The sequence below is a fragment of the Pseudomonas sp. MPFS genome, from assembly GCF_022537035.1.
Taxonomy (GTDB): Bacteria; Pseudomonadota; Gammaproteobacteria; order Pseudomonadales; family Pseudomonadaceae; genus Aquipseudomonas; species Aquipseudomonas sessilinigenes.
In genome coordinates, this window is the sequence record NZ_CP066123.1 from 6,014,052 (window position 1) to 6,032,906 (window position 18,855).

Genomic DNA, 18,855 nt, shown 5'->3' on the forward strand with positions numbered 1-18,855 from the left:
TCCTTGCGCCGGACTGCGCTTGCCCAGCGCCTCGCTCCCCAAGAGGCCATTTGCACATCTATCCCTCCTGGCTGTGAATCCCCTGCCTTAGAAGCATTTGCGCCAAACCCGACCAAAGAACAGCGCGATTTCTACTGAGCGCTACACTCTTTTGGAGCTGCCCACTCACCATTCGGCCATCGCCAGGAGGCTTGATGAATGATGAATTGCAACACCTGAAGAACCTTGGCAAGACATCCGCACAATGGCTGCATGCAGTGGGCATCCATAGCGCTTCGGACCTGCGCCGCCTGGGAGCGGTGGACGCATACCGGGCCGTGCGTACCCGTGGTTTTCGCGCCTCCAAGGTCCTGCTCTATGCCATTGAGGGTGCGTTGATGGACATGCACTGGAACGACCTCCCCGCCGAACGCAAAGAAGCCTTGAACAAACAGCTGGACGCCATTTCCGCTCGCCACAAAAATTGACTGGCAGGTCCTTATGTATCTCCTGGGAGAGCAACCGGCCTACGCCGACGCCCTGATCAATCGCCTGCAGGGCATTCCACCGCAGCTGCTGGATGGTTTACCCCCCGATGGCCCGGCATTAGAGCTGCCCGCTACGACAGACCTGGCCAATGTACTGCCCGGCCAGCAACTGTTCTTGCTGGAAAGTGGCGTGATCCAGGCCAGCGTGGAGGAGCGGCCGCTGTTCTACCTGCATGAGGGAGACCTGGTCGGGTTACGTCGCGGTATCGAACACCCCCAATGGCACTTGAGTTGCGACGCGCCGTTGACCCTGATCCCCTACCAGAGGGCCGAGGTGTTCCGGCACATATATGCCGATGAACAACGATCCGAGTTACTGGTGCAGTACCTGATCGGCCAGACCGCCCTGCTTTCGGATGCCGTCGCCCGCCTCAAGCCTCCGGAGCTGCGAAGCAGCAATGGCTTCAAGCGAGTACAAGCCGGTGAAGTGCTGATTGCCCAGGGGGATGAGGCCGATCATGTCTTCGTGATCGTCGAAGGTCATGCCGAAGCCTTTGTCGACGCTCACAAGGTTGGCGATGTGCCCAAGGACGAGATCTTCGGTGCCATGTCGGTATTCACCGGAGAAAAACGCAGCGCCAGTGTCATCGCCAGCGAGCCGAGCACCATCATGCTGATTCCCAAGGAACAATTTCTGAGCCTGACCCAGAGCAATCCCCGCGTGGCCCATAGCCTGATCGAAAGCATGGCGCGGCGCATCAACCAACTGAACAGGGAAGTCATCCGGCTCAGGACCCAAGGCAGCAAGGAATAAAACCAGTGGCCGGTAACTATTCAAACAAGCGTTTAGCGAAATATGCAAAAACCTGGAATCACTTCGTTGACATCTAAATGAGAATCGTTATGATTATCACAACTGGTCGCGAGATCAGCCGATAACCTGGAAGACCAGTGGTTCGGACTCTCAGATTATCTCCTCATCAGGCTAATCACGGTTATTTGACCCGGCTCTTGCCGGGTCTTTTTTTGCCTGCAAAAACATGATCACTGTTTCAGCCGTGCGCAATAGTCCTGCTCAGGTTGCGCTGGCGTATACCAGACAAAATCGGCGCTCGATGCTCCTACCTGGCTTCCCTGTTCGGCCAGCAATAACACCACGGCCTCGCGCCCGGGGGCCAGGTCAGCCATATGCAATGGCACGCCAAGATCCTTGCGAGCATGAAAGGCACCAGCAAGAAGAACCGCTGGAGCCGGAGCCGCCAACAACCGCTCGGCCATGCGCCGATCCCGTTGCTGCTGTACCGCCAGCATGGCTGGCACCTGACTATCAGGCAGCAGGCCACAATGAGACTCGCGGATCTGCCGGGACAAGGCATCAACCACCGCTCGGGCATTGGCACTCACTCCTGGCACGGAAGGGACCTTGGCATAGATTCCACGCACCTCTTGGCGGTCCAGGTTGGCTGCCAGCAGCGGATAGGGTTGTTTGAGCGCATAACCGACCAAAGGCCCATAGAGACTCCAATCCCATCCCGATTGCCAAGCCAACAATCCTGGCAAGTCATCAGGAAGGCGTCCCGTACCAGCCGAACGCTTGACGCCATCGACCCTGGCCTGTTGGTCCGGATTGAGCATCTCCAACAACAGGCTGCCTTGAGAACGCTTGGCAGCCATCGAACGCAAGAGCCATAGCTGCAAGGCATGGTGGTCAGGATTGTCATGGCGCTCACCAACGATCACTCGTGGTGCTGGCACCAAATGCGCCACCAGCTCATCAGGACTGAGTACCTGGCCACTATGCAAGTCGACAATATCCCCCGGCCGTACCACCACCGGCGGCAAGATCGAAGGTGCGCTCTGGCACCCCGCCAGCAATACCACCAGCACACACCACAAGGAACGCATCACGCCCTCCAACTTTCGAGTCAACGAGCAATGATCAGCGGATGCCCGCGCTCAGGATGCTCCTGCACCAACACCTCAAGGCCGAACACTGCCTTCAAGGGTTCGGCCCGCAGCACGCACGCCGGTGTCCCCAGAGAATGAGCGCGGCCGCCCTCAAGCAGTAGCACCCGATCACAGTAGCGCGCCGCCAGGTTAAGGTCATGGAGGATCACCAACACCGCCACGCCCTGCTCGGCAAAAGCCCGGATGGCTTGCAAAGTGACATGCTGGTGCAACGGGTCGAGGGCCGAAGTGGGCTCGTCGAGCAACAGGCTCTGCCCCTCTTGCCCCGGCCATAGTTGAGCCAGGACCCTGGCCAGGTGCACCCGCTGGCGCTCGCCTCCCGACAGGGCCAGATAGCTGCGCTCCCGAAGGTGCCCGACATCGGCCGCCGCAAGGGCGGCACTGACTATCTGCGCGTCACGGATACGACCGGTCTGGTGGGGTAAGCGCCCCAGCCCCACCACTTCCTCGACCCGAAAGGCAAAATCCAGGCTCGACGCCTGGGGCAGCACGGCCAGGCGCTGGGCCCGTTGCATCCCTTCCCACTGCGCCAGCTCCCGCTGATCCAGCAGCACCCGCCCCTGATGTGCGGACAATTCGCCGCTCAAGGCTCCCAGCAGGCTGCTCTTACCTGCTCCATTGGGGCCCAGCACCCCCAGCACTTCACCGGGCTTGAGTTGCAGGTCGATCCCTGCCAGCACCTGCTTTGCCCCACGGCGGATGTGCAGGTCCTCTGCTTGCAACATCAGGCACGCCCTCGCAACAGCAGGTACAAAAAGAAAGGAGCCCCGAGAAAGGCCGTGACGATGCCGATGGGCAATTCGGCCGGCGCCAGCGCCAGACGCGCCACCAGGTCGGCCAACAGCAGCAGGCTGGCCCCGGCCAGGATCGATGCTGGCAGCAAAGTGCGATGATCAGGCCCAGCCAAAAGGCGGACCAGATGAGGCACCACCAGACCGACGAAACCGATCATCCCAGCGGCGGCGACCGCCGCCCCGACGCCAAGGGCAGTGCAGAACACCAGTTCGCGCTTGAGCCTCTCGACATCGACGCCCAAATGCTTGGCCTCCGACTCGCCCAATAACAACGCATTCAGGGCCTTGGCCCGACGTGGCAGCCACAGCGCCACCGCGAGCGTCACCAGCAGCAGAGGCCACAGGCGCTGATAGCTGGCACCGTTCAGGCTCCCCAGATTCCAGAAGGTCAGGGTACGCAAGGTGGCATCGTCGGCCAGGTAGGTGAACAGGCCCACGGCAGAACCGGCCAGGGCCGTCAGGGCAATACCCGCCAACAGCATTGTCGCCACATGGGTCTGGCCATTGCGTCGTCCCAGTCGATAGACCAGCGCCGTCACACCCAGCCCACCCAGAAATGCGCAAAGCGAAAGCAGATAAGGACCGATGGCTTCCGGCAAGCCACCGAACATCGCCCCCCCTACGATGGCGATCGCCGCTCCCAGCGCAGCACCACTGGATACCCCCACCAAACCGGGATCGGCGAGCGGGTTGCGAAACAGCCCCTGCATGGCCACGCCAGACAGGGCCAACACACCACCCACGGCCAGGCCGAGCAGGGTTCGGGGCAGGCGAATCTGACCGAGGATCAATTCGGCCTGCTCCAACCCTTGTCCATCAATCGGCATGCCCAGCATCCGCAAGGCGGCGCGCAAGGTATCCAGCAATGGCAAGCTGACCGGCCCCAGAGCCAAGGACAGCCAGGTCGCCAGGAGACATAAGGCTCCGAGCCCCAGAAACAGCGTACGGGGTTTGACCAGACGACTCATTGGCCTGGCTTGGCCTGTGGATAAAAGACCGTCGATAGTTGTTTCAGGCTTTCAGGCAGGCGCGGCCCTAGGCCCCCGACCAACAAGGTCGGATCCAGCTCGACCACCCGCCCGTTCTTGACCGCCCGGGTCGCCGCCAATGCCGGATTTTCCTTGAACAAGGCGGCGCGGGCCGCATCCCCAGTCAAGCTGCGGTCGGAGAACACCAGGACATCAGGACTAAGACCTGCCAAAGACTCCACCGAGAACGGCTTGTACCCGGTATGAGTCGCCAGGTTACGCCCACCGGCCCGTTGCAGTAGCCAGTCAGCGGCGGTGTCCTTGCCGGCGATCAGTGGCTTGCCCCCGGCATGCCCCAGGACCAGTAGCACTCCCGGCGCCGACTGATGTTCTTGTGCCTTGGCGATCCAGGCTTGTTGCTGCTCCAGTTGCTGCCGATAGCCTTGGAACAGCTGCCCGGCCTGCTCCTCGCGTCCCAGGAGTTGCCCCAGATGCTGCAAGGTTTGCTGCAAAGTGGCCAGGTCAGCCTCGGCAGAAAACAATTCGACCTTCACCCCGGCACTGCGAATCTGCGAGATCACCGGCGGCGGCCCCATCTCCTCGGTTCCAATCAACAATTGTGGACGCAGGCTCAGTACACCTTCAGATGACAACTGGCGCTGATAGCCAATGCTGGGCAACGCCTTGAGCGACGCCGGGTGTTGACTGGTGGTGTCGACCCCCACCAGATTCGACTCCGCCCCCAGGGCACTCACCCACTCGGACAAGGCTCCGCCGGCACTGACCCAACGCTGTGGCAACTCCTCGGCAGTGGCCCAGTGGCTCACCAGCAATCCGGCACAGAACGCAAACGCGCTGGCGGTCAGGCGCATATGAACATTTCCTTTATAGAAGTGAGGCCCTCGAAGCTGCTGTCCATGTGACATGCCAGGCTGGCCAGGCATCGAAATGATCGAGCGCTCCTCAACGAGCGAAGCGGCCATTTGATAATTGTTTGCATTTGACCGTCAAGCATCGACATGTTTCACCCTGCGGCCAGGAGAAATCCGTGGCAGGCTCAACCAAGGCTTACGGACCAAAAGGATAGTCATGAAATTTCTTTGCGCTGGCAGCGACCTGCCCGAAGCCGGCAGCCGGGGTTTTCTGCTCGATGGCGTAAAGCTCTTCGCCGTGCGCCGTGAGCAGCGGGCTTATGTCTACAGCAACCGTTGCCCACACCGGGGCGTCGCGCTGGAGTGGCAATCCGATCAGTTCCTCGACCCCAGCGCCAGCCTGATCCAGTGCGCCACCCATGGCGCACTGTTCCTGATCGAAAGCGGCGAGTGCGTGGCCGGCCCTTGCGCCGGCCAGTCCCTGCAAAGCATCGACTGCCACGAGGACAGCCAGGGGATCTGGGTCGAGCTCTAGAGCCGTACCTCAAGACGTCGGTCGATACAGACCTCTTGGGCCGTCAGGCGCACGCCATAGGCCAGTACCTCGACGCCAGCCGCCACCGCCTCGCGCAGCGCCGCAGCGTAACCCGGGTCGATTTCCTCCGCCGGGCGTACCGCATCGATGCCCGATAGATTGACGCAATACAGCTGCACTGCCCTGATCCCCTCGCGGGCCAGGCTCGCCAATTCGCGCATGTGTTTGGCCCCACGCTGGGTCACCGCATCGGGAAATGCAGCGACCGTCGAACCATCGAAGCCCAGGGTGACACTTTTGACCTCAACGAATGCCGGCCCCTCTGGAAAGTCGAGACGAAAATCCACACGGCTGTTTTCCTGCCCATACGCCACCTCGCGCTTGAGTCCGGTAAAACCACGCAACTCGCTGATCACCCCGGCGTGCAATGCTTCTTCCACCAAACGGTTGGCCCGCCCGGTATTCACGCAAGCCAGCCGGCCCTGCGGGGTTTCGCTGATTTCCCAGGTCCCTGGCAATTTGCGCTTGGGATCGTTCGAGCGACTGAACCACACCTGCCCCCCCTCCACCATGCAGTTGAACATGGAGCCGGTATTGGGGCAGTGGATGGTCAGTTGCTCACCATGGAGGGTTTCGATATCGGCCAGAAAACGCTTGTAGCGACGTAACAGGCGCCCCTCTTCCAGGGGAGGATCGAAACGCATCAGCCTTGCCAGCTCTGCAGGCCGCGGGCAACTCGCTCCACCGCTTCCTGCAAGCGCTCCAGGCTCTGGGTATAAGCGAACCGCACATGATGTCCCGCCTGGTGGCGACCGAAATCCAGACCTGGCGTGAAAGCCAGGTGCTCGGTTTCCAGGAAATGCCGGCAGAAGGCAAAGGCATCGCCACCAAAGGCGCTGATATCGGCATACAGGTAGAAGGCCCCTTCAGGCTCCACGGCGATACCGAAGCCCAACTCGCGCAGGGCCGGCAGCAGGAAGTCACGACGACGTCCGAACTCGGCGCGCCGTTCTTCCAGGATGTCGATGGTCGCGGGTTCGAAACAGGCCAGGGCGGCATGCTGGGCTATGCTCGGGGCGCTGATGTAGAGGTTTTGCGCGAGCTTCTCCAGTTCGCCGATCGCGGCTTCGGGCGCCACCAGCCAACCCAGGCGCCAGCCGGTCATGCCGAAATACTTGGAAAAACTATTCAGGACGAAGGCACTGTCATCCACTTCCAGGACGCTGGCCGCATCGGTGCCGTAGGTCAGGCCATGGTAGATCTCGTCCACCACCAGGTGGCCGTTGTGCGCCTTGACCGCCGAAGACAAGCCAGCCAGCTCGTCACGACTGAGGAGCGTGCCGGTGGGGTTTGCCGGAGAGGCCACCAGGGCACCGACGCTGTCCTGGTCCCAGTAGCGCTCTACCAGGTCCGGGGTCAGTTGGTAGCGCACATCCGGACCGACCGGAACCAGTTGCGCCGCCCCTTCCACCAAGCGCAGGAAATGCCGGTTGCAAGGATAGCCCGGGTCGGCCAGCAACCAGTGCTTGCCGGGGTCCACCAGCAAGCTGCTGGCCAGCAACAGGGCACCGGAACCGCCAGGGGTGATCATGATCCGCTCGGGATCGATATCCAGGCCGTAGCGCTGCTGGTAGAAGCCAGAGATCGCCTTGCGCAGCTCGGGGATGCCACGGGCCGCTGTATAGCGAGTCTTGCCGGCGCTCAACGCGGCCTGGCCAGCCTTGATGATGGGTTCGGCGGTGGTGAAGTCCGGTTCGCCGATCTCCAGGTGAATCACATCATGCCCAGCGGCCTGCAGCTCGTTGGCCCGGGCCAGCAAAGCCATGACATGGAAAGGTTCGATAGCGCGACTGCGCGCACTGTAGGGCAGAGCCATTAGCCTTCCTTCATCCAAGGGGAGCAAAAATTCGATTCTACCCGTGCTCGCAGGATTAGGGAGAACCCGGGAGTATTCCGGTGCTCTTTGGCCCAGGTCCAATCGAATTAAACGGAACCTGCAGCGTTGGCTAAAATCAATGATTGAATGAAGCGGTCATAAAGCCATGTCAGACTTTTCTCCGCCCATAAGCCAGGCAGGACAAAGGCTCGACAACCGGGAGTAGCGCGCTCAGGTTTGATCTGGTAAGTTCGCCCGCTTGCAGTCGCAGGGCCGGCAACTGTCGGAGATGGAGCAATCCTGCGCAATGGATTACAAGAGTAGAGGCGGTCCATTCATGCCCACCCAAGCAAAGCAACAGATTCAATCGATCAGCGGTTTTGAACCTTATGTTGAGACTGCGGGCGAAGAGTACATGGGCAAGCCCATGCGCGAGCACTTCACCAAGATCCTGAACAAGTGGAAACAGGACTTGATGCAGGAAGTCGACCGCACTGTTGATCACATGAAGGACGAGGCTGCCAACTTCCCCGATCCGGCCGACCGTGCCAGCCAGGAAGAAGAATTCAGCCTCGAACTGCGCGCCCGTGACCGTGAGCGCAAGCTGATCAAGAAAATCGACAAGACCCTGCAACTGATCGAAGACGAAGAGTACGGCTGGTGCGAGTCCTGCGGTGTCGAGATCGGTATCCGGCGCCTCGAAGCCCGCCCTACCGCCGACATGTGCGTAGACTGCAAGACCTTGGCAGAAATCAAGGAAAAACAGGTCGGCAAGTAAGCGCCGGCCTGGACCAGAAACGGAGCGTAAAAACGCTCCGTTTTTGTTTCTGCCTCCTCCTTTTCGCCTCCCCCGCATGAACGATCCTGCTCGCCAATGGCAGTAGCTACCAACGCCATCGCCACCAGGGGACCAGAGCAAGTAACATCCGCGCCATGACTGCCTCTTCCTATATCGGGCGCTTCGCCCCCACTCCCAGTGGCTACCTGCACTTCGGCTCATTGGTCGCCGCCCTGGCCTCCTACCTGGATGCCCGCGCCGTCGATGGCCGCTGGCTGCTGCGCATGGAAGACCTGGACCCACCCCGCGAAGAACCCGGGGCCCAGTCGGCGATCCTCAAGGCCCTGGAAAGCTATGGCTTCGAATGGGATGGCGAAATGATCCGCCAGAGCGAACGCCACGATGCCTATGCCCAGGTCCTGGATCGCCTGTTCAACCAAGGGCTGGCCTACGCTTGCACCTGTTCGCGCAAGCAACTGGAGCCCTACCAGGGCATCTACCCAGGGCTGTGCCGCAACCTCGGACATGCCCAGGATGACGCGGCAATACGCTTGCGGGTACCTGAGCTCGAGTATCACTTCATCGACCGGGTCCAGGGCCAGTTCCGCCAGCACCTGGGGCGGGAGGTGGGAGACTTCGTGATTCGCCGTCGCGACGGGCTCTATGCCTACCAACTGGCCGTGGTGCTCGACGATGCCTGGCAGGGGATCACCGATATCGTGCGCGGCGCCGACCTGCTGGACTCCACCCCGCGCCAGCTCTATCTGCAGGAACTACTGGGCCTGCCCCAGCCACGCTACCTGCATGTGCCGCTGATCACCCAGCCAGATGGCCACAAGCTCGGCAAATCCTATCGTTCGCCGCCGCTGACGGAAGACCAGGCCCCGCCGCTGTTACTGCGCGCCCTAAGGGCCCTGGGCCAGAAACCACCAGCCGACCTGGCCGACGCCAGCGTGGCGGAAATCATGAAGTGGGGAATCCATCACTGGGACGCGTCGCTGATTCCGCGCACACTGAACGTGCCGGAAGCGCAATTGAACTGACGCCACTTGCAGGTTGGCGCCCATCCGTTACCATCGCCGCACGTTTTCGGGCACGCACACAATAAAGAGAGGCCGAGATGTACATCTATCGCTTGGTCCTGCTCCTGGTAGTGGGGATCTATCTGTTCTCCCCCGCCATCATGGATTGGTGGATCGATGCTACTGGCGCCTGGTATCGCCCGTATCTGCTCTGGCTGATTCTGATCGTCGTGACCTTCATCCTGCAGAGTCAAAAAGATGCCGATGAGCTTTAGCCTGACCCAGATGATCCTGGCCAGCGCCGCCTATCTACTGGTGCTGTTCGGGGTGGCCTGGATCAGCGAGCGCGGCATGATCCCGCGCTCGATCATTCGCCACCCGCTGACCTACACCCTGTCGCTGGGAGTCTATGCCAGCGCCTGGGCCTTCTACGGCACCGTGGGCCTGGCCTACCAGTACGGCTACGGCTTCCTTTCCAGCTACCTGGGAGTATCGGGGGCCTTCCTGCTGGCGCCCGTACTGTTGTATCCGATCCTCAAGATCACCCGCACCTACCAACTGTCATCCCTGGCGGACCTGTTCGCCTTCCGTTTCCGCAGCACCTGGGCCGGCGCGCTGACCACTATCTTCATGCTGGTGGGGGTATTGCCGCTACTGGCCCTGCAGATCCAGGCGGTGGCCGACTCCATCGGCATCCTGACCCATGAACCGGTGCAACATCGGGTGGCCCTGAGCTTCTGCGCACTCATCACACTGTTCACTATCTTCTTCGGCTCACGGCACATCGCCACCCGGGAAAAACACGAAGGCCTGGTGTTCGCCATCGCCTTCGAGTCGGTGATCAAGCTGATCGCCATCGGCAGTGTCGGCCTGTACGCGTTGTACGGGGTGTTCGACGGGCCGCAACAGCTGGAGCTCTGGCTGCTGCAAAACCAGACCGCCCTCGCGGCGTTGCATACCCCCCTGCAAGAAGGCCCATGGCGCACACTGCTGCTGGTGTTCTTCGCCTCGGCGATCGTCATGCCGCACATGTACCACATGACCTTCACCGAAAACCTCAACCCCCGCGCCCTAGTCAGCGCCAGTTGGGGCCTGCCGCTGTTCCTGTTGCTGATGAGCCTGGCAGTACCGCTGATCCTCTGGGCCGGACTCAAGCTTGGCGCCACCACCAACCCGGAATACTTCACCCTGGGTATCGGCATTGCCGCCAATAGCCCGGCCCTGGCACTGATGGCCTATATCGGTGGGCTCTCGGCGGCCAGTGGCCTGATCATCGTCACCACGCTGGCCCTCTCGGGGATGGCCCTGAACCACCTGGTACTGCCGCTGTACCAACCACCAGCGGAAGGCAATATCTACCGCTGGCTGAAGTGGACCCGCCGGGCCCTGATCGTCGCCATCATCATGGCCGGCTATGCCTTCTACCTGCTGCTGGGGGCCGAGCAGGACCTGGCCAACCTGGGGATCGTGGCGTTCGTCGCGACCCTGCAATTCCTGCCTGGAGTGCTCTCGGTCCTGTACTGGCCGACCGCCAATCGCCGGGGCTTCATCGCCGGTTTGCTGGCCGGGATCCTGGTGTGGATGGTGACCATGCTGCTGCCGCTGATCGGCAACCTGCAAGGGTTCTACATCCCGCTGCTGAACATGATCTACGTCCTCGACGACACCAGTTGGCACATGGCAGCCATTGCCTCGTTGGCAGCCAACGTCCTGATGTTCACCCTGGTCTCGTTGTTCACCAATGCCAGTTCCGAGGAGGCCAGCGCCGCGGAAGCCTGCGCAGTGGATAACGTACGCCGCCCTCAGCGTCGGGAACTGCACGCGGCATCGCCCCAGGAGTTCGCCACCCAGCTGGCCAAGCCCCTGGGTGCCAAGGCTGCACAGAAGGAAGTGGAACAAGCCTTGCGCGATCTCTACCTGCCTTTCGATGAGCGCCGACCCTATGCCCTGCGGCGCCTGCGCGACCGGATCGAAGCCAACCTCTCAGGCCTGATGGGCCCCAGCGTTGCACAGGACATGGTGGAAACCTTCCTGCCCTACAAGGCTGGCGGCGAGAATTACGTGACCGAGGACATTCACTTCATTGAAAGCCGGCTCGAGGACTACCACTCGCGCCTGACCGGCCTGGCTGCCGAGCTCGACGCCCTGCGGCGCTATCACCGGCAAACCTTGCAAGAACTGCCGATGGGTGTTTGCTCCCTGGCCAAGGACCAGGAAATCCTGATGTGGAACAAGGCCATGGAGGAACTCACCGGGATCCCTGCCCAGCACGTGGTGGGATCGCGCCTGGGCACCATCGCCAACCCCTGGAAAGACCTGCTGCAAGGCTTCATCGACCTGCCGGACGAGCACTTGCACAAGCAGCACCTGGCCCTGGACGGCCAGACGCGTTGGTTGAACCTGCACAAGGCCGCGATCGACGAGCCCTTGGCTCCAGGCAATAGTGGGCTGGTGCTGCTGGTGGAAGACCTGACCGAGACCCAGACCCTGGAAGACAAGCTGGTGCATTCAGAACGACTGGCCAGCATCGGGCGCCTGGCCGCCGGGGTGGCCCATGAGATCGGCAACCCGGTCACCGGCATCGCCTGCCTGGCGCAGAACCTGCGTGAAGAGCGTGAAGAAGACGGCGAGCTGACGGAAATCAGTGGGCAGATCCTCGAACAGACCAAGCGCATCTCGCGCATCGTCCAATCCTTGATGAGCTTTGCCCACGCCGGTAGCCACCAGCACAACGACGAAGCGGTGTGCCTGGCGGAAGTGGCCCAGGACGCCATTGGCCTGCTGGCATTGAACCGACGCAATTTCGAGGTGCAGTTCTTCAATTTATGCGATCCCGACCACTGGGTCGATGGCGATCCCCAGCGCCTGGCCCAGGTCCTGATCAACCTGCTGTCGAACGCCCGTGACGCCTCTCCTCCCGGTAGCGCCGTACGCGTCAAGAGCGAGGCTTTCGAGCACACGGTCGACCTGATCGTGGAGGACGAAGGCAGTGGCATTCCGAAGAACATCATGGACCGATTGTTCGAACCGTTTTTCACCACCAAGGACCCAGGGGAAGGCACCGGACTGGGCCTTGCACTGGTCTATTCCATCGTTGAAGAGCATTATGGACAAATCACCATCGACAGCCCGGCCGATCCACAGAGCCAGCGCGGCACCCGTATCCGAGTGACCTTACCGCGCCATGTCGAAGCGACGTCCGCTGTGAACTGAGACCGTCGAGAGAATTGAATCAATGCCGCATATTCTGATCGTCGAAGACGAAACCATCATCCGCTCCGCCCTGCGACGCCTGCTGGAACGCAACCAGTATCAGGTCAGCGAAGCCGGCTCAGTGCAGGAAGCACAGGAACGCTTCAGTATCCCCACGTTCGATCTGATCGTCAGTGACCTGCGCTTGCCTGGTGCCCCGGGTACCGAGCTGATCAAGCTCGGCCAGGGCAAACCGGTACTGATCATGACCAGCTACGCCAGCCTGCGCTCGGCCGTGGACTCGATGAAAATGGGCGCGGTGGACTATATCGCCAAGCCTTTCGACCACGATGAAATGCTCCAGGCCGTGGCGCGGATCCTGCGAGATCGGCAAAACGTCGAGCAGATGCCGGCCGAACGCCCGGCAGGCAAGACCGGCACTGGGACCGAAAAGGCCGGGAACGCGAACGGCGAGATCGGCATCATCGGCTCCTGCGCACCGATGCAGGATCTGTACGGCAAGATCCGCAAGGTCGCGCCCACCGACTCCAACGTCTTGATCCAGGGCGAGTCCGGGACCGGCAAGGAGCTGGTAGCGCGGGCACTGCACAACCTGTCCAAGCGGGCCAAGGCCCCCATGATCTCGGTGAACTGTGCCGCCATTCCGGAGACCCTGATCGAATCCGAGCTGTTCGGCCACGAGAAAGGCGCATTCACCGGCGCCAGCGCTGGTCGGGCCGGCCTGGTGGAAGCAGCCGATGGCGGCACCTTGTTCCTCGACGAAATTGGCGAACTGCCTCTAGAAGCCCAGGCGCGCCTGCTGCGCGTACTGCAGGAAGGTGAAATTCGCCGCGTCGGCTCGGTACAGTCGCAGAAGGTTGACGTACGCCTCATCGCCGCGACCCACAGGGATCTGAAGAGCCTGTCGAAGATCGGCCAGTTCCGAGAGGACTTGTACTATCGCCTGCACGTAATCGCCTTGAAGCTACCGGCCTTGCGCGAGCGCGGCGCGGATGTGAATGAAATCGCCAACGCTTTCCTGGCCCGCCAGAGTGCACGTATCGGCCGCACGGACCTGAAATTCTCCGCCGATGCCGAACAGGCGATTCGACATTACTCATGGCCGGGTAACGTGCGTGAACTGGAAAACGCGGTGGAGCGCGCAGTGATCCTGTGCGAAAGCCCAGAGATTTCCGCGGACCTACTGGGTATCGATATCGAATTGAGTGATCTGGAGGACGACGACTTCGTCAGCCTGGCACCCCAGCCAGGGGCTACCAGCCACGAGCCGACCGAAGATCTGTCACTGGAAGATTACTTCCAGCACTTTGTCCTGGAACACCAGGACCACATGACCGAGACCGAATTGGCCCGCAAGCTGGGCGTCAGCCGCAAATGCCTGTGGGAGCGACGTCAGCGCCTGGGCATTCCACGACGCAAGAGTGGCGCGACCAGCGAAAGCTGATACCTGCACAACCTGGATGAGGTAACGCCGGGTTTGTGAAAAAAACTGTTACCCCTGTAAGGGGACGTAACAAAAGCCGGGGCTAAAGGTAACGAAGCCCCGGTTTTTTTTGCCTTGAAAAAACCTGCTCGACCCGTCTAACCCCTTGTTTTATTGGGGTTTGTAAAAGTTGGCACGGCACCTGCTATATGTTTGGTACAAGAACAATAACAAGCAATGCACAAGACAATAAAAATAAGACGAATCGACTCACGCATAACAAAAACAACACGGCGGAGGCGCAGCTAACTGATTCTTTTGAAGAGGCGTTGTATTTGGGGCGTGCCCCACAACCAGGCTGAGAACAACAAAAACTGCCCTAAAGCAGAGCCTGAACTGGTTGGATCGAAAGATCATTGCAACTCAGCGATCAAAGCAATCCGTTTGCTCTTGGCTCCCGATTGGGAGGGTCACTCTGGACAAACCAGGTGACGAGGGCGTTAAACAAAAACAAGAAGCCCGAAATCGAATAATAAAAACAGAGCACGCAACTATTCTGGGGGAGCTTCGGCTCCCCTTGTGGTTTCTGGAATTCGCTCTGGCTCTCCTGGTGGCACAAACCAATAGTCTTGTGCACAAGTCGCGGCAGCTTCCTACACCATCCTTCGACTAAATGCTAGAATCACCGCCCATCATGCGGTCATTCTTCGTTTTTGGCCGAACATTCCTTCAAACAGTGCATCCCATGCTGAAGAAGCTGTTCCAGTCATTCCGTTCTCCCGTACGTCGTACGCAACACAAACGCAGCACCCCTGAAGTGCTCAATAGCAGCCAGCACTCGCTACAACGTGCTCAATTCAGCCGGTATGCGGTGAGTATCGTCGAGCGCTTGCAGAACGCCGGTTACCAGGCCTACCTGGTGGGTGGCTGCGTGCGCGACATGCTGCTCAATATCACTCCCAAGGACTTCGACGTCGCCACCAGTGCCACACCGGAGCAAGTCAGGGCCGAGTTTCGCAATGCGCGGATCATCGGTCGTCGCTTCAAGCTGGTGCATATCCACTTCGGACGCGAGATCATCGAGGTCGCGACCTTTCGCGCAAACCATCCGCAAAACGAAGACGAAGAGGACAACAACCAGTCCTCGCGTAACGAAAGCGGGCGGATCCTGCGGGACAATGTCTATGGCACCCTGGAAGAAGACGCGCAACGCCGCGACTTCACCATCAATGCCCTGTACTACGATCCGGTCAGCGAGCGGATCCTCGATTACGCCAATGGCGTCCACGACATCCGCAACAACCTCGTGCGCCTGATCGGCGACCCACGCAAGCGCTACCAGGAAGACCCGGTACGCATGTTGCGTGCCGTGCGCTTCGCGGCAAAGCTGAACTTCGGTATCGAGAAACACACTGCCGCGCCGATCCGCGAACTGGCCCCCATGCTGCGGGAAATTCCTTCGGCACGCCTGTTCGAAGAAGTGCTCAAGCTGTTCCTTTCCGGCCACGCTGCCGACACCTTCGAAATGCTGGTGGACCTGCAGCTGTTCGATCCTTTGTTCCCGGCTAGCGCCGAGGCCCTGGAATACAACCCGACCTATACCCATACGCTGATCAGCGAAGCCCTGATCAACACCGACCTGCGGATCAAGCAGAACAAGCCGGTGACCCCTGCCTTCCTGTTCGCCGCCTTGCTCTGGCCCGCCCTGCCCGCTCGAGTGCTGCACCTGCAAGAGCGCGGCATGCCGCCAATCCCGGCCATGCAGGAAGCCGCCCACGAACTGATCGCCGAACAGTGCCAGCGCATAGCCATTCCCAAGCGCTTCACCATGCCGATCCGCGAAATCTGGGACATGCAGGAGCGCCTGCCACGGCGCAGCGGCAAGCGGGCCGACCAGTTACTGGATAACCCACGCTTTCGCGCCGGCTACGACTTCCTGCTGCTGCGAGAAAGCGCAGGCGAACAGACAGAAGGCCTGGGCGAATGGTGGACCGACTACCAGGACGCCAACGACTCCGAACGCCGTGACATGATCCGCGACTTGAGCGGCAAGGACGATACAGCCGGCGCCCCACGCAAGCGTCGGCGCAGTGGCGGCGCCAAGCGCAAGCGCACTGGTTCTTCGGACGCCTAGTGATGGAGCGGATCTACATCGGCATGGGCAGCAATCTGGCTGCCCCTGAAGAACAACTGCGCAGCGCCGTCGAAGCGCTGGCGCAGTTACCGCAAAGCCGGCTATACGGTGTATCGGCGTTCTACCAGAGCGACTCCCTATTGCCTGGGCAACCTCGCTACACCAATGCCGTGGCAGCGCTGGACAGCACTCTGCCCCCTCTGACCCTGCTCGATGCCTTGCAAGCCATCGAAAACCAGCAAGGTCGCGAGCGCAATGAGCGCTGGGGCCCCCGGACCCTGGACCTGGACATCCTGCTGTTCGGTGATCGACTGATCGATGAGCCGCGCCTGAAAGTCCCCCACTACCATATGCAGGCACGCCCCTTTGTCCTTTATCCCTTGGCCGAGTTGGCTCCTGCCGACCTGCAATTGGCCGATGGCCGAACCTTGCAGGAACTGCTCGCGGCCTGCCCATTTGTCGGCCTGGAGCGTCTGGCCTGACCGCTGAAACGCATCAGTAACGCGGGTAACACCAGCGGCGTAACAATGCGGTAACACATCTAATTGACTTCCAGGGTTCTCCTCACGACTATAGGCGTCCCGTTGCCGCCATCAAGGCGCTAAAGGGCGCAATTCAAGTGAGGCTTGTTCGCGGCACCCTCAGGAAACGCCAGGCAGAGGCAGTTATGCAACGGCGGATCAACCGCTGCCAGCCGCCCTCTTCCACGCACAGCATGCTGTGCTCATGCTCCACAGGTGAATCCCGGGACCGCTTTCACATCGCTTGGAACCAGGCTGTATAAGCACGACAAAAGACCGTGCGCCTGAACAACGAAGAATCACGCGCGTTACTCGCAGTAGTTTCCAAAGCGCCTGAATGAGGACCCCTTTTCATGCCAGATATCACGTTGACCACCCTGCAAAGCCTCAAGCAGAAAGGTGAAAAGATCACCATGTTGACCTGCTACGACGCGACCTTCGCCCATACCTGCTGCGAAGCCGGCGTCGAAGTCCTGCTGGTCGGCGACTCCCTGGGTATGGTCCTGCAAGGGCACGACAGCACGCTACCGGTCACCAATGCCGACATGGCCTATCACGTCGCAGCGGTGAAGCGCGGCAACAGCGGGGCACTGATCCTCGCCGACCTGCCTTTCATGTCCTACGCCACCACCGAACAGGCACTGCACAGCTCGGCCCAGTTGATGCAGGCCGGTGCGCACATGGTCAAGATCGAAGGTGCAGCCTGGCTGGCCGACTCGGTCCGCCTGCTGAACGAACGCGGTGTTCCGGTTTGCGTTCACATGGGGTTGACCCCACAAACAGTGAACGTACTAGGTGGTTACAAAGTCCAGGGACGCAACGAGAACCAGGCCCGACAAATGCGCGCCGATGCCATCGCCCTGGAACAAGCCGGCGCGGCGATGCTGCTGCTGGAGTGCGTACCCAGCGAGCTGGCAGCGGAAATCACCCAGGCCGTGAAGATCCCGGTCATCGGTATCGGTGCCGGTAGCGCCACCGACGGCCAGGTGCTGGTACTCCACGATATGCTGGGCCTGTCCCTCACCGGCCGCTCGCCCAAATTCGTCAAGAACTTCATGGCAGGCAAGGACAGTATCCAGGCTGCACTGAGCGCCTATGTGCAAGAAGTCAAAGCCGTCACCTTCCCTGGCGCCGAACACGGATTCTCCGCATGAACACTGTCAAGACAGTCCGTGAACTACGCGCAGCCGTGGCGCGCGCGCGTAGCGAAGGCAAGCGCATCGGCTTCGTGCCGACCATGGGCAACCTGCATAGCGGCCATGCCGCCCTGGTGGCCAAAGCGGCCCAGCGTGTCGATTTCGTGGTCGCCAGTATCTTCGTCAACCCGTTGCAGTTCGGCGCCGGCGAAGACCTGGACAAGTACCCGCGCACCCTGGCAGCCGACCAGGAGAAACTGCTCCAGGCCGGCTGCCACCTGCTGTTCGCCCCAAGCGTCGAGGAAATGTACCCCGACGGCATGGCCGGGCAGACCCGGGTCAGCGTTCCCCAGCTCTCGGACGGCCTGTGCGGTGCCAGTCGCCCAGGACATTTCGAAGGCGTGGCCACAGTGGTCAGCAAGCTGTTCAACATGGTGCAGCCCGACCTTGCCGTGTTCGGCCAGAAGGACTACCAGCAACTGGCGGTCATCCGCGCCCTGGTGCATGACCTGAACATGCCGATCCAGATCATCGGTGAGCCGACGGTACGTGCCGCCGACGGCCTGGCACTGTCCTCGCGCAACGGCTACCTGAGCGAAGAACATCGGGCTATCGCTCCGGTGCTGTATCGCAGCCTGAGCCAGATTGCCCAGGCGATCAGGGAGGGTGAGCGCGACTACCCAAAGCTGCTGGCCGAACAGCAACGCCAACTGGAGGCGGCAGGACTGCGCCAGGACTACCTGGAGATCCGCCAGGCCCAGAACCTGCGCCCCGCCACATTCGGAGACCGTGACCTGGTGATCCTGGTCGCGGCCTACCTGGGCTCGACCCGACTGATCGACAACCTGCACCTGAATCTCGACGCGCCAGCCTGAGCGTTCGATTGCTCGAACCCCAAGCTTCGGGCAAACTGCCGCCGGCCGGGGCCTGTAGACAATTTACAGGCCCCGATCGAGATTCTGGCCCAGCCAATATCCAGGTCATGCCAACCGTATAGCCCTGATCCAGATCGACCAGCCCCAATCCCGTTTCTTAACACTCAAAGCCTGCATGCTGCCTGCTCGACCCGGCCTGTACGAAAATTGTGCCGACCGCAAGTCGGACAAAACCAAGACAGAACAGCACGCCGGAGTTACTGTTGCCCTCCC

General features: G+C 60.9%; 18 protein-coding genes. 12 read left to right on the forward strand and 6 right to left on the reverse strand.

Features of this window, described 5'->3' with window-relative positions; genetic code table 11:
* Positions 1-194: 194 nt before the first annotated feature.
* Positions 195-467, forward strand: a complete 273-nt coding sequence (locus I9018_RS27570) for a TfoX/Sxy family protein (RefSeq protein WP_068575503.1) — start codon at positions 195-197, stop codon at positions 465-467.
* Positions 468-480: 13 nt separating this feature from the next.
* The gene (locus I9018_RS27575) at positions 481-1,281 is read left to right on the forward strand and encodes a cyclic nucleotide-binding domain-containing protein (RefSeq protein ID WP_241108026.1); all 801 of its coding nucleotides are present in this window, start codon (positions 481-483) and stop codon (positions 1,279-1,281) included.
* 230 nt (positions 1,282-1,511) lie between these two features.
* On the opposite strand, the gene I9018_RS27580 is transcribed toward I9018_RS27575, so the two are convergent.
* Genes I9018_RS27580 through I9018_RS27595 form a run of 4 tightly spaced genes read right to left on the reverse strand, consistent with a single transcriptional unit; the run spans position 1,512 to position 5,069 of the window.
* The gene (locus I9018_RS27580; protein ID WP_068575505.1) at positions 1,512-2,372 is read right to left on the reverse strand and encodes a ChaN family lipoprotein; all 861 of its coding nucleotides are present in this window, start codon (positions 2,370-2,372) and stop codon (positions 1,512-1,514) included.
* 20 nt (positions 2,373-2,392) lie between these two features.
* Positions 2,393-3,160: a heme ABC transporter ATP-binding protein gene (locus tag I9018_RS27585; protein WP_241108027.1), complete on the reverse strand. Its 768-nt coding sequence runs from the start codon at positions 3,158-3,160 to the stop codon at positions 2,393-2,395.
* Positions 3,160-4,197 (reverse strand): iron ABC transporter permease, encoded by a 1,038-nt coding sequence (locus I9018_RS27590; protein ID WP_124347378.1) that lies wholly within the window; start codon positions 4,195-4,197, stop codon positions 3,160-3,162. Before I9018_RS27590 ends, I9018_RS27585 begins: the two co-directional genes overlap by 1 nt.
* Positions 4,194-5,069 carry an ABC transporter substrate-binding protein gene (locus I9018_RS27595; protein WP_068575508.1) on the reverse strand — a complete coding sequence of 292 codons (876 nt, stop codon included), beginning with the start codon at positions 5,067-5,069 and terminating at the stop codon, positions 4,194-4,196. Before I9018_RS27595 ends, I9018_RS27590 begins: the two co-directional genes overlap by 4 nt.
* A gap of 217 nt (positions 5,070-5,286) precedes the next feature.
* On the opposite strand from I9018_RS27595, the gene I9018_RS27600 reads away from it, so the two are divergent.
* The gene (locus I9018_RS27600; protein ID WP_241108028.1) at positions 5,287-5,604 is read left to right on the forward strand and encodes a Rieske (2Fe-2S) protein; all 318 of its coding nucleotides are present in this window, start codon (positions 5,287-5,289) and stop codon (positions 5,602-5,604) included.
* On the opposite strand, the gene sfsA is transcribed toward I9018_RS27600, so the two are convergent.
* Positions 5,601-6,308: a DNA/RNA nuclease SfsA gene (gene sfsA, locus I9018_RS27605; protein ID WP_241108029.1), complete on the reverse strand. Its 708-nt coding sequence runs from the start codon at positions 6,306-6,308 to the stop codon at positions 5,601-5,603. The two genes, I9018_RS27600 and sfsA, sit on opposite strands and share 4 nt — an antisense overlap.
* Positions 6,308-7,480 (reverse strand): pyridoxal phosphate-dependent aminotransferase, encoded by a 1,173-nt coding sequence (locus tag I9018_RS27610; protein ID WP_068575511.1) that lies wholly within the window; start codon positions 7,478-7,480, stop codon positions 6,308-6,310. The genes sfsA and I9018_RS27610 overlap by 1 nt, the downstream gene beginning before the upstream one ends.
* Before the next feature lie 337 nt (positions 7,481-7,817).
* Between I9018_RS27610 and dksA the strand changes: the two genes are divergently transcribed.
* The 9 genes from dksA (at position 7,818) to panC (ending at position 18,582) form a co-directional block, all read left to right on the forward strand.
* Positions 7,818-8,258, forward strand: a complete 441-nt coding sequence (gene dksA, locus I9018_RS27615) for an RNA polymerase-binding protein DksA (RefSeq protein WP_011063504.1) — start codon at positions 7,818-7,820, stop codon at positions 8,256-8,258.
* Between the two features lie 155 nt (positions 8,259-8,413).
* Positions 8,414-9,301 carry a tRNA glutamyl-Q(34) synthetase GluQRS gene (gluQRS, locus tag I9018_RS27620; protein ID WP_241108030.1) on the forward strand — a complete coding sequence of 296 codons (888 nt, stop codon included), beginning with the start codon at positions 8,414-8,416 and terminating at the stop codon, positions 9,299-9,301.
* Between the two features lie 77 nt (positions 9,302-9,378).
* On the forward strand, positions 9,379-9,555 hold the full coding sequence (locus I9018_RS27625) for a hypothetical protein (protein WP_003176118.1): 177 nt from the start codon (positions 9,379-9,381) through the stop codon (positions 9,553-9,555).
* Positions 9,539-12,493 carry a sensor histidine kinase gene (locus I9018_RS27630; protein ID WP_164823729.1) on the forward strand — a complete coding sequence of 985 codons (2,955 nt, stop codon included), beginning with the start codon at positions 9,539-9,541 and terminating at the stop codon, positions 12,491-12,493. The genes I9018_RS27625 and I9018_RS27630 overlap by 17 nt, the downstream gene beginning before the upstream one ends.
* A 22-nt stretch (positions 12,494-12,515) precedes the next feature.
* Positions 12,516-13,937 (forward strand): sigma-54 dependent transcriptional regulator, encoded by a 1,422-nt coding sequence (locus tag I9018_RS27635; RefSeq protein ID WP_124347375.1) that lies wholly within the window; start codon positions 12,516-12,518, stop codon positions 13,935-13,937.
* A 724-nt stretch (positions 13,938-14,661) separates the two neighbouring features.
* Positions 14,662-16,050, forward strand: coding sequence for a polynucleotide adenylyltransferase PcnB (locus tag I9018_RS27640; RefSeq protein WP_068575515.1), 1,389 nt, complete (start codon positions 14,662-14,664; stop codon positions 16,048-16,050).
* Between the two features lie 2 nt (positions 16,051-16,052).
* Positions 16,053-16,532 carry a 2-amino-4-hydroxy-6-hydroxymethyldihydropteridine diphosphokinase gene (gene folK / locus I9018_RS27645; RefSeq protein WP_124347373.1) on the forward strand — a complete coding sequence of 160 codons (480 nt, stop codon included), beginning with the start codon at positions 16,053-16,055 and terminating at the stop codon, positions 16,530-16,532.
* A gap of 392 nt (positions 16,533-16,924) precedes the next feature.
* A complete protein-coding gene (panB, locus tag I9018_RS27650) occupies positions 16,925-17,725 on the forward strand; it encodes a 3-methyl-2-oxobutanoate hydroxymethyltransferase (protein WP_241108031.1) in 801 nt (266 codons plus the stop codon).
* Positions 17,722-18,582: a pantoate--beta-alanine ligase gene (gene panC, locus I9018_RS27655; protein WP_241108032.1), complete on the forward strand. Its 861-nt coding sequence runs from the start codon at positions 17,722-17,724 to the stop codon at positions 18,580-18,582. Before panB ends, panC begins: the two co-directional genes overlap by 4 nt.
* Positions 18,583-18,855 lie beyond the last annotated feature (273 nt).

Excerpts from the sequence above, each read along its gene's own strand:
- I9018_RS27570 (WP_068575503.1), top strand. The coding sequence starts at position 195 with ATGAATGATGAATTGCAACACCTGAAGAACCTTGGCAAGACATCCGCA.
- I9018_RS27575 (WP_241108026.1), top strand. The coding sequence starts at position 481 with ATGTATCTCCTGGGAGAGCAACCGGCCTACGCCGACGCCCTGATCAAT.
- I9018_RS27580 (WP_068575505.1), bottom strand. The coding sequence starts at position 2,372 with ATGCGTTCCTTGTGGTGTGTGCTGGTGGTATTGCTGGCGGGGTGCCAG.
- I9018_RS27585 (WP_241108027.1), bottom strand. The coding sequence starts at position 3,160 with ATGTTGCAAGCAGAGGACCTGCACATCCGCCGTGGGGCAAAGCAGGTG.
- I9018_RS27590 (WP_124347378.1), bottom strand. The coding sequence starts at position 4,197 with ATGAGTCGTCTGGTCAAACCCCGTACGCTGTTTCTGGGGCTCGGAGCC.
- I9018_RS27595 (WP_068575508.1), bottom strand. The coding sequence starts at position 5,069 with ATGCGCCTGACCGCCAGCGCGTTTGCGTTCTGTGCCGGATTGCTGGTG.
- I9018_RS27600 (WP_241108028.1), top strand. The coding sequence starts at position 5,287 with ATGAAATTTCTTTGCGCTGGCAGCGACCTGCCCGAAGCCGGCAGCCGG.
- sfsA (WP_241108029.1), bottom strand. The coding sequence starts at position 6,308 with ATGCGTTTCGATCCTCCCCTGGAAGAGGGGCGCCTGTTACGTCGCTAC.
- I9018_RS27610 (WP_068575511.1), bottom strand. The coding sequence starts at position 7,480 with ATGGCTCTGCCCTACAGTGCGCGCAGTCGCGCTATCGAACCTTTCCAT.
- dksA (WP_011063504.1), top strand. The coding sequence starts at position 7,818 with ATGCCCACCCAAGCAAAGCAACAGATTCAATCGATCAGCGGTTTTGAA.
- gluQRS (WP_241108030.1), top strand. The coding sequence starts at position 8,414 with ATGACTGCCTCTTCCTATATCGGGCGCTTCGCCCCCACTCCCAGTGGC.
- I9018_RS27625 (WP_003176118.1), top strand. The coding sequence starts at position 9,379 with ATGTACATCTATCGCTTGGTCCTGCTCCTGGTAGTGGGGATCTATCTG.
- I9018_RS27630 (WP_164823729.1), top strand. The coding sequence starts at position 9,539 with ATGCCGATGAGCTTTAGCCTGACCCAGATGATCCTGGCCAGCGCCGCC.
- I9018_RS27635 (WP_124347375.1), top strand. The coding sequence starts at position 12,516 with ATGCCGCATATTCTGATCGTCGAAGACGAAACCATCATCCGCTCCGCC.
- I9018_RS27640 (WP_068575515.1), top strand. The coding sequence starts at position 14,662 with ATGCTGAAGAAGCTGTTCCAGTCATTCCGTTCTCCCGTACGTCGTACG.
- folK (WP_124347373.1), top strand. The coding sequence starts at position 16,053 with ATGGAGCGGATCTACATCGGCATGGGCAGCAATCTGGCTGCCCCTGAA.
- panB (WP_241108031.1), top strand. The coding sequence starts at position 16,925 with ATGCCAGATATCACGTTGACCACCCTGCAAAGCCTCAAGCAGAAAGGT.
- panC (WP_241108032.1), top strand. The coding sequence starts at position 17,722 with ATGAACACTGTCAAGACAGTCCGTGAACTACGCGCAGCCGTGGCGCGC.